General features: G+C 35.6%; 15 protein-coding genes and 6 pseudogenes. 3 read left to right on the top strand and 18 right to left on the bottom strand.

Annotated elements, in window-relative coordinates:
* Positions 1-79: 79 nt before the first annotated feature.
* Together AC1M9J_RS02265 and AC1M9J_RS02260 are read right to left on the bottom strand one after the other, a co-directional pair.
* Positions 80-760 (bottom strand): GntR family transcriptional regulator, encoded by a 681-nt coding sequence (locus AC1M9J_RS02265; RefSeq protein ID WP_481589877.1) that lies wholly within the window; start codon positions 758-760, stop codon positions 80-82.
* A 207-nt stretch (positions 761-967) separates the two neighbouring features.
* Positions 968-1,597: pseudogene (locus AC1M9J_RS02260) on the bottom strand (methylenetetrahydrofolate reductase C-terminal domain-containing protein); the annotation flags it as partial.
* On the opposite strand from AC1M9J_RS02260, the gene AC1M9J_RS02255 reads away from it, so the two are divergent.
* Positions 1,590-1,883, top strand: a complete 294-nt coding sequence (locus AC1M9J_RS02255) for a transposase (protein ID WP_481951919.1) — start codon at positions 1,590-1,592, stop codon at positions 1,881-1,883. The pseudogene AC1M9J_RS02260 and the gene AC1M9J_RS02255 overlap by 8 nt on opposite strands.
* Position 1,884: 1 nt before the next feature.
* Here AC1M9J_RS02255 and AC1M9J_RS02250 read toward each other — a convergent pair whose 3' ends face one another.
* The 13 genes and pseudogenes from AC1M9J_RS02250 to AC1M9J_RS02190 all read right to left on the bottom strand — a co-directional run bounded on the left by AC1M9J_RS02250 (position 1,885) and on the right by AC1M9J_RS02190 (position 10,895).
* A complete protein-coding gene (locus tag AC1M9J_RS02250) occupies positions 1,885-2,217 on the bottom strand; it encodes an Imm42 family immunity protein (RefSeq protein WP_481951792.1) in 333 nt (110 codons plus the stop codon).
* A gap of 213 nt (positions 2,218-2,430) precedes the next feature.
* Complete coding sequence (locus tag AC1M9J_RS02245; protein WP_481951791.1) at positions 2,431-2,682, bottom strand: hypothetical protein; 252 nt, start codon at positions 2,680-2,682, stop codon at positions 2,431-2,433.
* A 23-nt stretch (positions 2,683-2,705) separates the two neighbouring features.
* The gene (locus tag AC1M9J_RS02240; RefSeq protein WP_481951790.1) at positions 2,706-2,993 is read right to left on the bottom strand and encodes a hypothetical protein; all 288 of its coding nucleotides are present in this window, start codon (positions 2,991-2,993) and stop codon (positions 2,706-2,708) included.
* A 435-nt stretch (positions 2,994-3,428) separates the two neighbouring features.
* Positions 3,429-4,367: pseudogene (locus tag AC1M9J_RS02235) on the bottom strand (VENN motif pre-toxin domain-containing protein); the annotation flags it as partial.
* Between the two features lie 180 nt (positions 4,368-4,547).
* Positions 4,548-4,664: pseudogene (locus tag AC1M9J_RS02230) on the bottom strand (transposase); the annotation flags it as partial.
* A gap of 144 nt (positions 4,665-4,808) precedes the next feature.
* Positions 4,809-5,366: a hypothetical protein gene (locus AC1M9J_RS02225; protein ID WP_481951789.1), complete on the bottom strand. Its 558-nt coding sequence runs from the start codon at positions 5,364-5,366 to the stop codon at positions 4,809-4,811.
* Entirely contained in the window at positions 5,366-6,238 is an 873-nt protein-coding gene (locus AC1M9J_RS02220; protein ID WP_481951788.1) for a hypothetical protein, read from the bottom strand. Before AC1M9J_RS02220 ends, AC1M9J_RS02225 begins: the two co-directional genes overlap by 1 nt.
* 413 nt (positions 6,239-6,651) lie before the next feature.
* Positions 6,652-7,305 (bottom strand): annotated as a pseudogene (locus AC1M9J_RS02215) (VENN motif pre-toxin domain-containing protein); the annotation flags it as partial.
* A 184-nt stretch (positions 7,306-7,489) separates the two neighbouring features.
* Complete coding sequence (locus AC1M9J_RS02210; RefSeq protein ID WP_481951787.1) at positions 7,490-7,867, bottom strand: hypothetical protein; 378 nt, start codon at positions 7,865-7,867, stop codon at positions 7,490-7,492.
* Between the two features lie 26 nt (positions 7,868-7,893).
* On the bottom strand, positions 7,894-8,982 hold the full coding sequence (locus tag AC1M9J_RS02205; RefSeq protein WP_481951786.1) for a VENN motif pre-toxin domain-containing protein: 1,089 nt from the start codon (positions 8,980-8,982) through the stop codon (positions 7,894-7,896).
* A gap of 74 nt (positions 8,983-9,056) precedes the next feature.
* A complete protein-coding gene (locus tag AC1M9J_RS02200) occupies positions 9,057-9,353 on the bottom strand; it encodes a hypothetical protein (RefSeq protein WP_481595425.1) in 297 nt (98 codons plus the stop codon).
* Positions 9,354-10,063: 710 nt separating this feature from the next.
* Positions 10,064-10,585 (bottom strand): annotated as a pseudogene (locus tag AC1M9J_RS02195) (VENN motif pre-toxin domain-containing protein); the annotation flags it as partial.
* Positions 10,586-10,622: 37 nt separating this feature from the next.
* Positions 10,623-10,895, bottom strand: coding sequence for a DUF6966 domain-containing protein (locus AC1M9J_RS02190; protein WP_481595428.1), 273 nt, complete (start codon positions 10,893-10,895; stop codon positions 10,623-10,625).
* A gap of 107 nt (positions 10,896-11,002) precedes the next feature.
* Between AC1M9J_RS02190 and AC1M9J_RS02185 the strand changes: the two are divergent.
* Positions 11,003-11,932 (top strand): annotated as a pseudogene (locus tag AC1M9J_RS02185) (IS5 family transposase).
* A 385-nt stretch (positions 11,933-12,317) separates the two neighbouring features.
* Entirely contained in the window at positions 12,318-13,598 is a 1,281-nt protein-coding gene (locus AC1M9J_RS02180) for a tyrosine-type recombinase/integrase (RefSeq protein WP_481591122.1), read from the top strand.
* 105 nt (positions 13,599-13,703) lie between these two features.
* On the opposite strand, the gene AC1M9J_RS02175 is transcribed toward AC1M9J_RS02180, so the two are convergent.
* From AC1M9J_RS02175 to AC1M9J_RS02165, 3 genes are all read right to left on the bottom strand, one after another.
* The gene (locus AC1M9J_RS02175) at positions 13,704-14,174 is read right to left on the bottom strand and encodes a transposase (protein ID WP_481951785.1); all 471 of its coding nucleotides are present in this window, start codon (positions 14,172-14,174) and stop codon (positions 13,704-13,706) included.
* A complete protein-coding gene (locus AC1M9J_RS02170) occupies positions 14,116-14,517 on the bottom strand; it encodes a transposase family protein (protein WP_481951784.1) in 402 nt (133 codons plus the stop codon). The genes AC1M9J_RS02175 and AC1M9J_RS02170 overlap by 59 nt, the downstream gene beginning before the upstream one ends.
* 159 nt (positions 14,518-14,676) lie before the next feature.
* Positions 14,677-15,227 (bottom strand): flavin reductase family protein (locus AC1M9J_RS02165; protein WP_481951783.1); only part of this gene is annotated, 551 nt, incomplete at its 5' end.

Below are 15,227 nucleotides of genomic sequence, written 5' to 3'. Positions count from 1 at the left end.
CATTCTTGTATACAAGATATGAATTAGAGGCAAAAAAAATGCCAATTTTTTAAAATTGGCATTTTTTTAATAATTTATCCTAAACAGTCGAAAATATTTTAAGAGTAATTTTCTTCACGTCCTCAATACTATGTAAGACATGATGTTCTGCTAAATGGATCGCCCCATCAGCATCACGAGCTAAAATACATCTAAGTATTGCAGCATGATCTTGATAAGCATGCTGGATATCGAATTCACGCATGGCGCCTAGACTGAGCACAATTCGGATTTTTTCACTGATTTCATGATGAATCTTGGCGATTTGACGATTTCCTGCAGCTCTAACCAAGGCACAATGAAAATCTTCACTTTGCAGCACCAATGCTTTGGTGTTCTGGTTATAGTCCTGTTCGTCTACAAGCCATAATCGCTTTAAATTCTGTAATTCTTCAGATTGCTCATGATCCATTACGCATAAACGTTTAACAGCCTCTTTTTCCAAGATCATACGTAAATCAAAGAGCTCCTGATAAAAGGTAAAATCTAAAGGCTTAATTTCCCAACCACTGCGGAAATGCACATTCACATAGCCTTCCTGTTCAAGACGATACAGTGCTTGCCGTGTTGGGGTACGGCTGACCTCATACTTTTCAGAAAGGTCCGTTTCAGTAAAACGTTGTCCAGGTTTGAGCTTAAAGCTAAAAATATCATCCTTTATTTGTTGATAAATCACATTAGCTAAATTGCCAGTGCCTGACTTAATGGGCGTTATGCTCATCCTTAATTCTCGTTTTACATCTATGTAATAAATAAATTATAGAGTCATCATGAGAATTTAAGAATCAGTAAATATTGATATATAGGAAAATAGATTAAATTTTGGCTTTTAGATTTATAGGATAATTTAATTTAAGCCCCTATATAACGCTAATTAATAATTGCATTTCAATACTATAAATCAACCCATACAAGAAATTGAAAAGACTTAAACTTTTCCCAAAAACCAATTTTTCCAAGAACTGGTTCCACGAACTTCAACGGGTACGGTTGCAATCAGGGTATCTTTTAAAACGTCAGTTTGTCCTACGGCTTTGGCTAATCGGGCTTTTACAGAGTGAATGCATTCCCGATCTCCAAACTCACATCGATCTAATGTGGTGCCACCGCAAGGACCATTTGCAAGTCCTTTAGGACATGTTTCAGAGCAAATATATAAAGTATCAGCCAATCTACATTGACCACAATTTTCGCAGCCCACAACCATATGTTTTGACTTAAATTCGGTTTTTAACAAAGTTTTTGATGCCAACTCATTATCCCAAAAGGGCGCTTTAAAAATAAACCTACCTACACCTTTAGAGATTTTGGACTCAAAAAGGGCTTTATGCATGACATGCAAATGATGATATTTAATCAGCTGACCTAATGTCGGTTGACGCGCATCATAAGTTAATTCTGGAACAAACTCATCTCCAGTCTTAATCTGCCAAAGAGATTTCCAGCGTGCTTCAAGTTCCTCTAAATCATCATGTTGATATTGCTCAATATAATTTTGCAGAACCTTCTGTTCTTCTGAATTTTCGCATGCTGAAAGATGAACACCATTAATACCTAAAAGCCAAAAAGCCAAAAAGCCAAAAAGCCAAAAAGCCAAAAAGCCAAAAAGCCAAAAAGCCAAAAAGCCAAAAAGCCAAAAAGCCAAAAAGCACTGTAAACTAGATCCTGAGCTAAAAGTTTACAATCAAGAAATCAATAAAAGAAGAATTGGGATTGAGCATGTATTTGGGACTTTGAAGACCTTCAAAATCCTTGCCGAGCGATATCGTAATCGAGGCAAAAGATTAGGCTTAAGATTCAATTTAATTGCTGGGATCTATACCATGGAACTGAATAAAAAATGACTTATGATAGAACTCTATTATTAAAACCAAGCCCTAAACCAAAACCAAATTGAAATAACTCCCCTGTATCAATCCAAACAAAATTATCACCATTCAAAGATGAAAAATCAATTTCATTAATAGGCTTTTCTCCAAAATCTTTTTTTAGATTATTAATCACTTCAATGTTACTGACCAATGTATAAAAAATAGATTTCAAAGTGATATTAGTTCCTTTCCCTGGATAACATTTATCCTGAATCCAAAAACTAAATATTCCTAAATTTAATCCATCATTTAATGCAAAAATTACATCCCATTGAACAAAAAAATCATCATTAAACTTTAAAATCATTTTAGTGCCTCTGACTTCCATCCATTTTTACGCAAAATGGCTTTGGTTTTATTATCTAACTTTAAAGAATTTCTGGCACCATCTGAACTGCCAGCCCAATGGTAAGTATTTGATCCAGTTCCTTCATATGTGAACTGATGAATATTTCCTTTGGAAAGTCAGTCAAACGCCCTTTATTAAAAAACAGCAATCTAAACGAAATTAGTATAGTTTTTAAGTTAAATCTATTTCCATTTCTTTATGTAGCCCTTTGTCGCACTCTAAAATAAATGGATAAATTTTTTCGGGTTCAGCGTAAATATATTCTAAATAGCTTGCTGGTAACCAATAATATATTTCATAATCACTTTGCCTATTATGATTCGGAACTAGAAAAGATACATAATATTTTTTCATTCCTTCTTCAATCCCAACACTAAATTTTAATTCTTTTGATACATATATATCTCTAAAATTAAATTTCATTTTAATTTCCTATTTTTTGACCTTTAACATGTCTTTCCTGACCTTTGTTGCATCAATAACAGCCTCAAAACTACCATTAGTAATTTACCCTCAGGAATCCACTGACTATTTGCACCAGCCTCATTACCAGATGGTAGTCTTAAACCTGCAGATCTTGGATTAGAAATATCAATCCTTACTAAACTGCCATTTTTAAGTTGACTTTGTGGTATGCCTATTGAAGCGATTGCAAGATGTCTTTCATTCTCTGTAATTTCCTGACCTGTTAGGAAATCATTCTTCAAACCAACTGCAGCCCAAATTTGTTTCAAAGTAAGCTCATTAGCCAAAGCAAGAGTTCGCTTACCTAAAGTTTTTTCAGGTGTGGGCCCAATACAATTTGTAGTAGCACCACTGACGGAACCTACATCCTGACCTGAACGGACGGCTTCTATATCTTTTATTGCTTGACTTGTGTAACCAATGCTTTCATTTAATAAGCCTGTTACCTGTCCTGATATTTTTAATCGTTATAATTATTTCACCATTTCTTTCATTTCTGGTGAAGCATCACTTGCCAAAATATTTTTTAGATGTTGTTCTACACAAGCAGAATTACCCGTTTGCACACAATCATTGAAGGCTTTATCAAGCATTTTATCGGTCTTTCTTAATATTGAAATTCCTTGCTCAATACATGCTCTATCATTCGAACTACATTTTTGAAGGTGTTTATTTACAGCTTTAAGAGTAGCTCTGGTTTGATAATTATTCTCCACCGCATTTTGAGCACTTTGACCACTCTGTACAGTCGAAGCCACATCACCAGTACTTGCACCCACGCCAGATGTAACCAAACCAGTAATCGCACTTACCGTTCCTTTCTCATCTACAGTTAAGTCTTTGGCTTCTTTTCCATACAAATATTTTGAAAGTAACGGTGCTGATGCTTCTGCTCCACCCGCAGTAACTCCTGCAAGGAGTGCATCATTATCACCTGCTGCTGCAACCGCCGCGCCCAACACAGTGTGCGCTAAAATATGCGCTGCACTTCCTTCACTATTATTGGATTTGAAATATTGCCCAATCTCATAGCTAAGCTTAGGACTCACTGTTGCGGCTGCTATACCTAAGCCACTGCTCGTTGGGGCTGACAAGCCTGCTGAAATGCTATCGACTAATATGCCTAATGTTTGAAGTTGTTGCTGTTTCTTGTCGAACTCAGCTTGACTCAGTGTTCCTGCTTCCTTGGCTTTTTTAGCTTCATCTAAATTTTTATTAATTTCAGTACGTACTTCTTGGCGGTTCGCATCAAACTTCTTCGTCACATCCATTTGTAAATTAATTTCGCTTTTAACTTGATCTCGATCAAAGTTATTTTGCAATGCGCCACTGTTTTCACGTGCTGTATCTGTTGTGACATGTGTGAGGATTTCTGACTTCATCTGCCCAGCAGAGTTTCCTGTCAGCTCTTCTTGACGAACTGTTTCTCTTATCGTGATATTAGACGTATTAATTCCACTTTGCGTCACACTACTGTCTTTATCACTGTCCAAACCAAAACCGATCGACTTGCTTACACCTTGGATAGTGGAAGCATGTTGATCAATTTTTTCAGGCGCTGATATTACAGTACCGGGTCTACCCTGATCAAATTTAGTCGTATTTAATCCAGCACTCAGTGAAATCCCTTTAGCATCATATTGTCCCGAATAAAGGCGTACCTCATTTGGACTGGTTTGCCAAGTACACTGCGACATTTTTTAATATAGCCCTTTCTTCGCCGAGTATTGCAGTTATTTTTTTAAATTTGTTAAATATGCACTTGGATCATTAGATTCTGTGATCTTGGGCTGCTGTGGATCATAACGTTTAATCTATGCTTAAAGACTATGTGTAGTTATACCTAAACGTGCAGCGATATCAGTAACACTATGACCTTTCTCTGTGACCTGTTTTACTGCTTCAATTTTAAATTTTTCAGGGTATGGTTTATCGCTCATAAGCACCTCGTTAATTTGATATTTTATCTAACTAAAAGGTCTCTATAAAATAGGAAGCTAATCACTCAATCAAAAAATATCATACTTTGCATCTTCAACTGAATGGGTTTTCACGAAATACCCTTTTAAATCCGTTACACAATATCATCGTCGCGCTTGAGTATATTCTGTCCAAATTAAATTCGGTGTACCATCATATATACAAAAACACAAATCAGGCCAATACAAATCATTAGTAACCATTACTCCAAATCCTTGAAAATTAGGAAAATCACCATAATAAGGAGAATGTATATACCAATCTTCTTTTCCGATCTTACTTAAGTTGATTAGATCTTTTGGAATAATTAATTGATGTCTTAAACTACCATCCGAATTGTATACAGCAGCGTTGTTAGGTCTTAAGAAGTACCAAGGATATTCTATTTTTTTACTTAACTTAGAAGGCGGGTTATTAAAAATAATCAAAAAGCATTTACAATCTAATAAAACATGAACACTCTCCGCAATAGGTAAAATATACTCACTACCATCGCTATAAATAATTTTTTTTTCTAAAGCAATAATTTTCTCATTCGTCAATAATAAATTATTAAAAATATTGAGCGAAATATCAGAATCATATTCAGGATAATTCATAAATTCATAAATTTCTCCATTTTCAAAAACATTTGTCTCTATTACTTTCTGTATTGTTTTCATTATTTAATCTCTCTTGTCGAGCTAATTTTAAATAGCTCAGGGTTCGTGTAAGGAGATTTATCTACGAAATTAATCTGATGAGCATTACCTGGTAAAGTTTTACCAGTCTTATAATCATACATAGAGCCTGCTCTTCCTTCTCGAACACCCACACTTGGCTGTACTTCAAATTCAACCACATAAAATTTATTTGGCTTACCAGATTTATTAATACTAGGCTTAAACTCTTCAGTTATTGCAAGTTTATTTCGCATATCTGCAACAGAATTAACCTGTTCTTTTGTCGCCCAACCACCTAATTTCTGTGCCGGATTTTCTCCTTTTTTGATAGCTTCTACCATGTTAGAGTATTGAACTTCATCAATCACCATTCGCATTTTCTCGGATTGAATTACTCTTCGATCAGTTACAGTTGTGCCTGCTTTCCATGCTGGATAACCTGTAGGATGATAACTACCACCAACCTGTTGATCATTCAATGTTTTTGGATTATTTCCAATAAGATTTTCATTTGCTCGTACTAATCCATCTCTATCTGTTACTTGTCCAGCATTAATATTTTCCGCCCTATACGTTGTACCGGATTGAAAGTCACGTACTGATGAGTCTCCAAAACTAGGATTCTCCACATTAGCGTTATTCTCAATTTTTTGTCGCTGAATTAAATCATCTGCTACTTTTGCCTCCTTATTGGCTAGACTCACTCCTTTAGCCGTTCCACCACCTACAGCCATTAAAGCTAGATCTGTTGCACTTTCAGGGAAAAATATTTCTGTCGCAACATAACCAAAACCAGCAATATAGTAACTTGCTCCTGTTCTTGGTTTTTCCCCTACCATATAATCTAAAACAGCTGATTTTGCTGGAATCAATATTTTTCAGCTGCGCTTTGCTTTAAACCATTATATTTTGTACTGCAAGCACCATACGTCATGTTTTGGCAACTTCTTTGTGAATATTTCAAGAAATCTAATTGCTTCGTTGCTTGTATTGAAAATCCACTAGTTTCATTGAGAAGCCCTTTTGCTTCAATTGAAACTTTTAGTCTTCTTAGCTGTTGTTCAATCTCTTTCATTTCCGGTGAAACATCACTTGCCAAAATATTTTTTAAATGTTGTTCTACACAAGCAGCATCAGCTGTTTGCACACACTTATTGAAAGCTTTATCAAGCATTTGGTCGGTCTTTCTTAATATTGAAATTCCTTGCTCAATACAAGCTCTATCATTCGCACTACATTTTTGCAGATGTTTATTCACAGCTTTAAGAGTAGCTCTGGTCTGGTAATTATTATCCACTGCATTCTGAGCACTTTGCCCACTTTGCACTGTACTCGCTACATCTCCAGCAGTAGCACCAACACCTGAAGCAACTAAGCCTGTAATGGTACTAATCGTTGACTTTTCATCTGCTGTTAAATCTTTGGATTCTTTACCATATAAGTATTTAGCTAGTAGAGGTGCTGATACTTCTGCTCCACCTGCAGAAACTCCTACAAGGAGTTCATCATTGCCACCTGCTGCTGCAACCGCCGCACCCAATACAGTATGCGCTAAAATATGCGTTGCACTTCCTTCACCATCATTTGATTTGAAATATTGACCAATCTCATAGCTGAGTTTAGGACTTGCTGTTGCGGCTGCTATACCTAAGCTACTGTTAGTCGGAGCTGATAATCCTGCTGAAATACTATCGACTAATATTCCTAAGGTCTGAAGTTGTTGCTGTTTCTTGTCAAACTCAGCTTGACTCAGTGTTCCTGCTTCATTAGCTTTTTTAGCTTCATCTAACTTTTTATTAATTTCGGTACGTACTTCTTGACGATTCGCATCAAACTTCTTCGTCACATCAACTTGTAAATTAATTTCAATTTGAACTTTATCTTTATCAAAGTTATTTTGTAGTGCACCGCTGTTTTCACGTGCGGTATCGGTCGTAAGTTATCTTATGAAAATTAGGACTAGAGCATGAATTTTATGTGGTAAGTCAATAGATGCCTCTAGTCCTTGTATTCAAATTCTTATACTTGATTCTGGTTAAATAAAAAACCCATCTGTAAAGATGAGGCTCATATAACGCAGTTTTAATTCTTTTCTTATTAATTTGAATATATCTTAATATTCTCTATAGATCATATTTTATAAATATTTTCTCAATTTCATCTCTTCTAGATGGTTGTTCTTTTAGAACACTCTCTAATCCTTGTCGAATATAGTATTTAACCGTTTTTTCATCATACCACCCTTCAGTTGGCTCTATTCCTATCATTTCTTCATCGACCCAAGCATGATATAGTTCTGTACCATCTTCCTGAACTTCTGAATAGAGCTGCCATCCTGGATCGCCTCCAACAGGCTCCATTGGGTCTTTACCTATCGTTCCACGTAAATAATATTCTAAATCTTTACCGCCATGTATCATTTCATAAATACAATACAACAATGGTGCCTGAAGATCATCATGTTCAAAACTAAAATAATCACTTTTATAGGTAAAACTCATTCAAAAATCCTCTCAATTGATACAATTTATTTTGAATTAGGATTAATAGGAAATGATGTTGGTACTTGAGGTACTCCACTTCGCGTAACGACAGGCACTCTAAAAGTAATTCCATTTATCACGACATTTTGTTGAGTTTTACCACTAGCTCCATAATTCACTATTGCTTTTGCAGCAGCTTGATTTGCCATACTTGCCATTTGCGCATTACTGTAGACTTTAGGATCATAAACAGTTTTTGCTTCAATCCTTCCATTTGGCAATTGATATCTTACTTCCGTAATTCCTTTGGATATTTCTGTTGACTGCCCAACTACTTTACCACCATTGGCATTTAAAATTTCATAAAAATTATCTGCATTATGTCCACCAGAGATCACTTTTGATTTCTTATTAATTGTCGCATCAATTAAATGTTTCCCTAAAGGTGTATCAATTTGGTTTGTACCAACTTCAGTATAGCCATCTCTAGGTCGAACAGGAATTCGACCAGCAAAATCTGCCTCAGGTTCTTTTAATAATTTCGTAATGTCACTACCATATTTTTTCCCAATATTCTCAAATGCTTCATCCGTTAATTTAATCGGTCCACTTAACGTTTTAGAAAAACCTAAACCTAGCATTGCAACTTTAGCTTCTTGTATTTCCTTTGGCGTAAAATGCTCCTTAGTTATAGGGTCATATTCTGCACCCATTGCAGCTGCTAGCTGTCTTATTGTTAAATCATTAATAACCAGTAGAGTTTTTTCACCCAAAGTTTTCTCGGGTATTGGACAAACATATCCTGTCGGACAAGAAAATTTCTCTTTAGTATTTTCTTTAACTACCTGCCCATAATTCTCATCAATAATTGAAAATCCATTATTTTCCACCGCATTCTGAGCCAATTGACCACTTTGCACACTCGAAGCCACATCACCAGTACTTGCACCGACACCCGATGCAAGCAAACCAGTAATCGCACTTACCGTTCCTTTTTCATCCACTGTTAAATCTTTTGATTCTTTACCATATAGGTATTTAGCTAGTACAGGTGCTGATGCTTCTGCTCCACCCGCAGAAACTCCTGCAAGGAGTGCATCATTGCCACCTGCTGCTGCAACTGCCGCACCCAATACTATATGCGCTAGAATATGTAACGAGTTTCTTTCTACTCTATTACTATTAAATTGACGCTTGAGATATGATATTAATTATCATAAACAACTTCATATTTATTTTTAAGCTCTTGCATTAATTTTCTTGCTAAAATTTCTCCTAAAGCTTTAAATTTCAATTCATCTTCTAGACTATTAAAACCTGATCTAATTGGATCATCCATATTTAAAGTTGTATCAAATATTTTTGACCAATCGTCTAATGCCTTTATCAACTCTTCGGAAATAGGTAAATCCTCAGGATTTAAATTACCTATTAGCCCTAATTCATCATATTCCCAAAGTGGATAACATTCATAATCAGCCATTAGCTTTATCAATTTTTTCATCACTTAATCCTCGTAGGGTTTGCACCAACTATGAATCCATTGTTTCCTATTGTAATTGCAATTCCTCGTTTTTTCCCTTTTATTTCAGTTTCATATATTGGACGCCCCTTTCCTTTTCCTTGATACCCAACTATTTTTCCCTTTTTAATTGCATCCATTAATACGTTAGGAATATCATCTACTTGTACACCAATATCTTCAAAATTCTTCTGATGCTCTTTTAGGACATGCAATAAACCAGCTTTTTCATTTCCTTTTTCAAGAAAAACAACCTTTCCATCTGGAGCACGTATAGTACTGATTAAATCTTTTTCACTAAATTTAATATTATTTGCTTTCAAATACTCAAGATCTTTTCTATTAATTTTCGATATAAATAATGCCTTAGTAACATCATTTATTTTTGAGACTACACCCGATTTACTTATACTTAATACTACTGGTTCAACTACCTTGCCTGCTCCATAACCTGCCGCCATAGTAAGAAGGCTTTCCCCACCTTTTTGGGCAATCTCTTGAGTTGTAGCGTAACGTTCTCCTTGTCTAGGAGCACATGAATATCCTGCGACCTTGACACACAAAATAAACTCACCATTCTCATTTATTTTATAAGTCGTATTATCTTTAATCGCTTGCAGAGTTCGTTTAGGAATTTCTCCTTTGTGATCATTTTGAATTTCATCAATTTCATGAGGAAGAAGAACATTTTCTAATCCATTATTCTCCACCGCATTCTGAGCCACTTGACCACTTTGCACACTTGAAGCCACATCACCAGTGCTTGCACCTACACCAGATGCAACCAAACCAGTGATTGCACTAATCGTTCCTTTCTCATCAGCTGTTAAATCTTTGGCTTCTTTGCCATACAAATATTTTGAAAGTAACGGTGCTGAAACTTCTGCTCCACCTGCTGCCAAACCTGCCGTTAAAGCATCACTGCCACCTGCTGCTGCAACTGCCGCACCCAATACAGTATGCGCTAGAATATGTGTTGCACTTCCTTCACTATCATTTGATTTGAAATATTGCCCGATCTCATAGCTAAGCTTAGGACTCACTGTTGCGGCTGCTATACCTAAGCTACTGTTAGTCGGAGCCGATAATCCTGCTGAAATACTATCGACTAATATGCCTAAGGTTTGAAGTTGTTGCTGTTTCTTGTCAAACTCAGCTTGACTCAGTGTTCCTGCTTCATTAGCTTTTTTTGCCTCATCTAACTTTTTATTAATTTAGCTCTAACTGCCAATAGATTTACGTTCAATTGAGTTATACTAAGCACAAATCATAAAGATCATTCCGTAATTTGGAAAATTTGTCATTTTCATAAGGTGGATATTCTCCATTTTTTTCTAAAACGATGTCATTAAATGAGCCCATTCCAGCATAATTCCTTAAAATATCGTGCTTAACTTGAGAAAAATTTGAATCAATTTCCGTCAAAAAACGTTTAAATGCTGTTGACCAATATGTTAAGTCAAATTCTTTAAGCAAATTAATTATTTCACTTATGATTAATTTTATAGATTGAACTTCATTCATTTTAGAGGCTTCTCACTGATTACTTTTACTCCAGGAATTTTCCAAGGTTCAACGGCTTTGTTGCAGAAAGCTATTCTTAAGGGCTTCTTCAGCCATATAATTTTCAAATGAAGAAGCCTACACAAAATCTACCGCACAACCAATTGGCCCGCATATAACCGAGCACCCATTAATCGCGGAAATATTGCCATTTGGTTTGATCCTACTACGCAATGGTATGCTCCATCAAAAGGCAAACAAGGACGAAATCAAATCTACTCCGACGCAGCCATCCAATGCTGCTTAATAATTAAATCCTTATTCTGTCTGTCTTTACGTATGGTCACTGGCTTTATGCAAAGTCTGATTAAACTTTGCGGATTAAATTGGACAGCACAGATTACAGTACGCTTTGTAGAAGACTAAAGTATATTGATATTGCAATCAGCTACCAAAAAAATAGCTATGGGCTGCATCTACTCATGGACTCTACAGGCTTGAAGTTTCTAGGTGAGGGTGAATGGAAACACAAGAAACATGGACCTGAATATCGTCGCCAATGGCGTAAGCTACATATTGCTATAGATGCTGAAACCCTTCAAATACGAGCTATTCAGCTCACAACCAATAATATCAGTGATTCACAGGTACTTGGTGATTTACTTGATCAGATTCCACAAGATGAGCAGATTGACTCTGTTTATACCGATAAAGCTTATGACACCAAGCAATGCCGTCAGGCCATTGCAGATCGGCAAGTGCATGCGGTGATTCTACCTAGAAAAAATGCGAAACCATGGAAAGATACAAAGAGCTGCTCGCTAGAGCGAAATGAATTACTTCAAACAGTTAAACGTTTAGGTAGGACACTATGGAAAAAATGGTCAGGCTATCATCGCCGAAGTTTGGTTGAGACTAAAATGCACTGCATCAAATTATTAGGAGATAAACTCAGTGCAAGTAGCTTTGATAGCCAAGTCAATGAAGTTCATGCACGTGTAGCGGTCCTCAACAGATTTACGGAATTAGGTCGACCACTTACCCAAGTTACGCCTTAAATTTGGCTCAATTAGGGGCGCTTTGCCTTTCAAATCTTTATGCAACAAAGCCATTTAGGATACAAACAAGGATACACAGAGCGTGTTCCCATATGAAGTTATATGACGTTAAACAAAGCAATAAAAAACCCTTAACTCTTTTAGAATTAAGGGTTTGGATCTTATATAAAGCTATATAAGTATAAAATTTGGTGGGCCCAGACAGACTTGAACTGTCGACCAACGGATTATGAGTTCGTTGTTAACAGTGTTGATTACAATTGATAAATGTTTATTTATTTATAAAAAACAATAATTTACAGAAAATTTAATATTTAATATTATTGAGTAAACTTTACTAAATTTACTTACATATTGCTTACACTATAGTCATAGGATGTTTGCCATGAAGATTAAATTTACATCATCTAAAGTTAAAAGTTTTCCTATACCTCCCCGAGGAAAGAATCAAATTTTTTATTGGGATACTGATACAGTCGGTTTATCAGTACGTGTCACGATTAATAATAATCGAGCATATATTTTCCAGAGCAAAGTTTTCAATAGATCAATTAGAATGACAATTGGAGATATAAAAAGCTGGAGTTTAGATGATGCTAGAAAAGAAGCTAGAAGATTACAGAATTTGTGCGATCAAGGAAAAGATCCTCGGAGAATCAAGAATGAAGAAGCAAAACTTAATCATGAAAGTATGATTAATAGAAAATTGAATAAAATAACATTAAATGAGGCCTACCAAGAATACCTTGAGTCACGTAAAAGTATATGGTCAGAACGAACATATGAAGATGCAGTTAAAATTTCCCAATCTGGAGGTAAATTAAAAAAAATTGGCGAAGGTCACACTCAACCTGGAGCTTTATTCCCTTTATTAAATATTCCTTTGGCTTCTCTTAAGTCCAATGATTTGGTGGATTGGCTTGCTAAAGAAAATCTTAAACACAAAACCATAGCTTCTCTAGCATTCAGAATATTACGAGCATTTATAAATTGGTGTAGTGAACACGATATATATAATAAATTGATATCCCCTGAAATATACAAATCAAAAAGTGTCCGTGAGTTAGTCCATAGAGTTACCCCAAAGACTAACTCACTAGAAAAGGCACAATTAAAAACATGGTTTAAAGCCGTAGATGAGATAAATAATATTGTCCATCGATCATTTTTAAAAATTTGTCTTTTAGTAGGAGCAAGATCTGAAGCTTTGAGATCTCTTAAATATTCTGATGTAGATTTTAAGTGGAAAAGTATAAAAATATGGAATAAAGGGAGCCAGAGTTTTATACAAATACCACTAACACCTTATGTTGAATATCTGATTAACAATATACCTTCTTTGAATCAAAAAAATTATATTTTCTCAAGCTCTAAATCCAAAACTGGATATATTGTAGACGTAAGAAAACAATACCATAGAGCTTTAAAAAAACACTCCTTACCACTTTTAACTATTCATGATCTCAGGAGATCATTTAGCAATCTTTCAGAGTGGGTTTCTGTACCTATTGGCGTTACGGAGAATATAATGGGGCATTCACCCAAAACTTTAATAGAAAAGCATTACAAAAATCGTCCTTTGGATCTACTTCGTTTACACCATAAGCGCATTGAAAAATGGATACTTGATACAGCCGAAGTAGACATTAGTTTTTTAAAATATTAATTTTAAAAAAAGCTAAAAAGAGTCTAATTACTTTAAGTTGTCACAATGGTTAATATCTTATTTTATAAACAAGATAGCCCTAAAATATTAGGGTTCTTTCATAAATCATTTTTTACTCAGTTCTAAATTATAAATCCCTGCGATTAAACTGAATCTTAATCCCAATCTTTTGCCACGGTTGCGATATCGCTCAGCAAGGATTTTGAAGGTCTTCAAAGTCCCAAATACATGCTCAATCCCAATTCTTCTTTTATTGATTTCTTGATTGTAAACTTTTAGCTCAGGTTCTAGTTTACAGTGCTTTTTTGCTTTTAATGGCAATAGACTATTTGGATACACCGTATAAATCCCTTGATAGCCTTTATCTGCAAGGATAAAAGACCCTTTAGGAATTTGATTCAGGTTGCGTTTGAAGAGCTCGAAATCATGTACTGCACCACGACTCGTGCATAAACTCAGAATTTGCTGAGTCTTATAGTGGATGATGGCTTGTACTTTAAAAGTATGTGCCTTCTTCTTACCACCATAGCTTTTCTTCTGTTTTTTTAGGTCTTTGTATTGGAACTTCGGTGGCATCTACGATCACCACATTCCAGTCGATACCTTCGCCTTCATGCAAACTATTGGGTAAATTAAATAGATTGGACTTGATCAGGCAATCCTCTACGTGGCGGACGATTCTTGAAGCAGTAGGCTCTGACACACCATAACTCGTTGCGACATGAAACAATGTTCGATATTCACGCCAATAACTTAAGCACAGAAGGATTTGATCTTCTACACTTAACTTAGATGGTCTACCTTTAGCAGGTACAAGCATTTTTAGCTGTTCAGCCATTAAATCAAAGGTTGACCATGAGATGCCTGTATATCGCTTAAACTGTGTTTCAGAAAGCTTCTTTGAGTCGATGTATTTCATTCACAAATTATGCATGAATATTTAAAATTATTCGGTACAAATAATCAGCAAGGGATAGATCTTTTTTTGATTTATGAAAGAGATCTATTCCTTGTTAAGTTATTTCCAGCATCTCTTTTACTTGGTAAGGAGAGATGTATGTTTGCTTATTGATTGACATCAAATATCCAGAACCAGAAATTTTGATTTTGATCGTGAACAGCACACCAAAATCTGTTCATTACTCTCTTTTTCTTCATCCGTTAAATACACATCACGATGGTCAGGCTCACCTTCTAATACATCACACAAACATGTACCACACACCCCTTGTTCACATGATTTCTCAATCTTTATGCCTTCTCTCGCTAATGCATCGATCAAACTCTCATCCGCTGCAACCGTAATAATTTTATTACTGCGCTGTGCAACGACTTCAAAGCTATCGCCTGTGACATCTGTTTCAACGTTAAAATATTCTTTATGAATCTGCTGATCCGCAAATTGATTCACTTTAGCTAAATCAATGACCCAATCCATAAAGCCATTCGGGCCACATGTATAGATATGAGATTGAGCATCTAATTGCTTAATATGCTGGTTAAGATATTCGCGATGACTTGAACCTTCTGCTTTAAAATGGAAGGTTGTAAATGGTGCAAGTGGTCCCTGTTCTACTTCTTCGACGAAAGCACAGCGATCGCGACTACTGCCACAATAATGCAATTCAA

Source organism: Acinetobacter sp. ANC_7588 (assembly GCF_056783995.1).
Note: the sequence above shows the minus strand (reverse complement) of the source record. Positions and strands in the feature narration are given on the sequence as shown.

Excerpts from the sequence above, each read along its gene's own strand:
- AC1M9J_RS02250 (WP_481951792.1), bottom strand. The coding sequence starts at position 2,217 with ATGATTTTAAAGTTTAATGATGATTTTTTTGTTCAATGGGATGTAATT.
- AC1M9J_RS02265 (WP_481589877.1), bottom strand. The coding sequence starts at position 760 with ATGAGCATAACGCCCATTAAGTCAGGCACTGGCAATTTAGCTAATGTG.
- AC1M9J_RS02200 (WP_481595425.1), bottom strand. The coding sequence starts at position 9,353 with ATGAAAAAATTGATAAAGCTAATGGCTGATTATGAATGTTATCCACTT.
- AC1M9J_RS02190 (WP_481595428.1), bottom strand. The coding sequence starts at position 10,895 with ATGAATGAAGTTCAATCTATAAAATTAATCATAAGTGAAATAATTAAT.
- AC1M9J_RS02225 (WP_481951789.1), bottom strand. The coding sequence starts at position 5,366 with ATGAAAACAATACAGAAAGTAATAGAGACAAATGTTTTTGAAAATGGA.
- AC1M9J_RS02175 (WP_481951785.1), bottom strand. The coding sequence starts at position 14,174 with ATGCCACCGAAGTTCCAATACAAAGACCTAAAAAAACAGAAGAAAAGC.
- AC1M9J_RS02245 (WP_481951791.1), bottom strand. The coding sequence starts at position 2,682 with ATGAAATTTAATTTTAGAGATATATATGTATCAAAAGAATTAAAATTT.
- AC1M9J_RS02170 (WP_481951784.1), bottom strand. The coding sequence starts at position 14,517 with ATGAAATACATCGACTCAAAGAAGCTTTCTGAAACACAGTTTAAGCGA.
- AC1M9J_RS02180 (WP_481591122.1), top strand. The coding sequence starts at position 12,318 with ATGAAGATTAAATTTACATCATCTAAAGTTAAAAGTTTTCCTATACCT.
- AC1M9J_RS02210 (WP_481951787.1), bottom strand. The coding sequence starts at position 7,867 with ATGAGTTTTACCTATAAAAGTGATTATTTTAGTTTTGAACATGATGAT.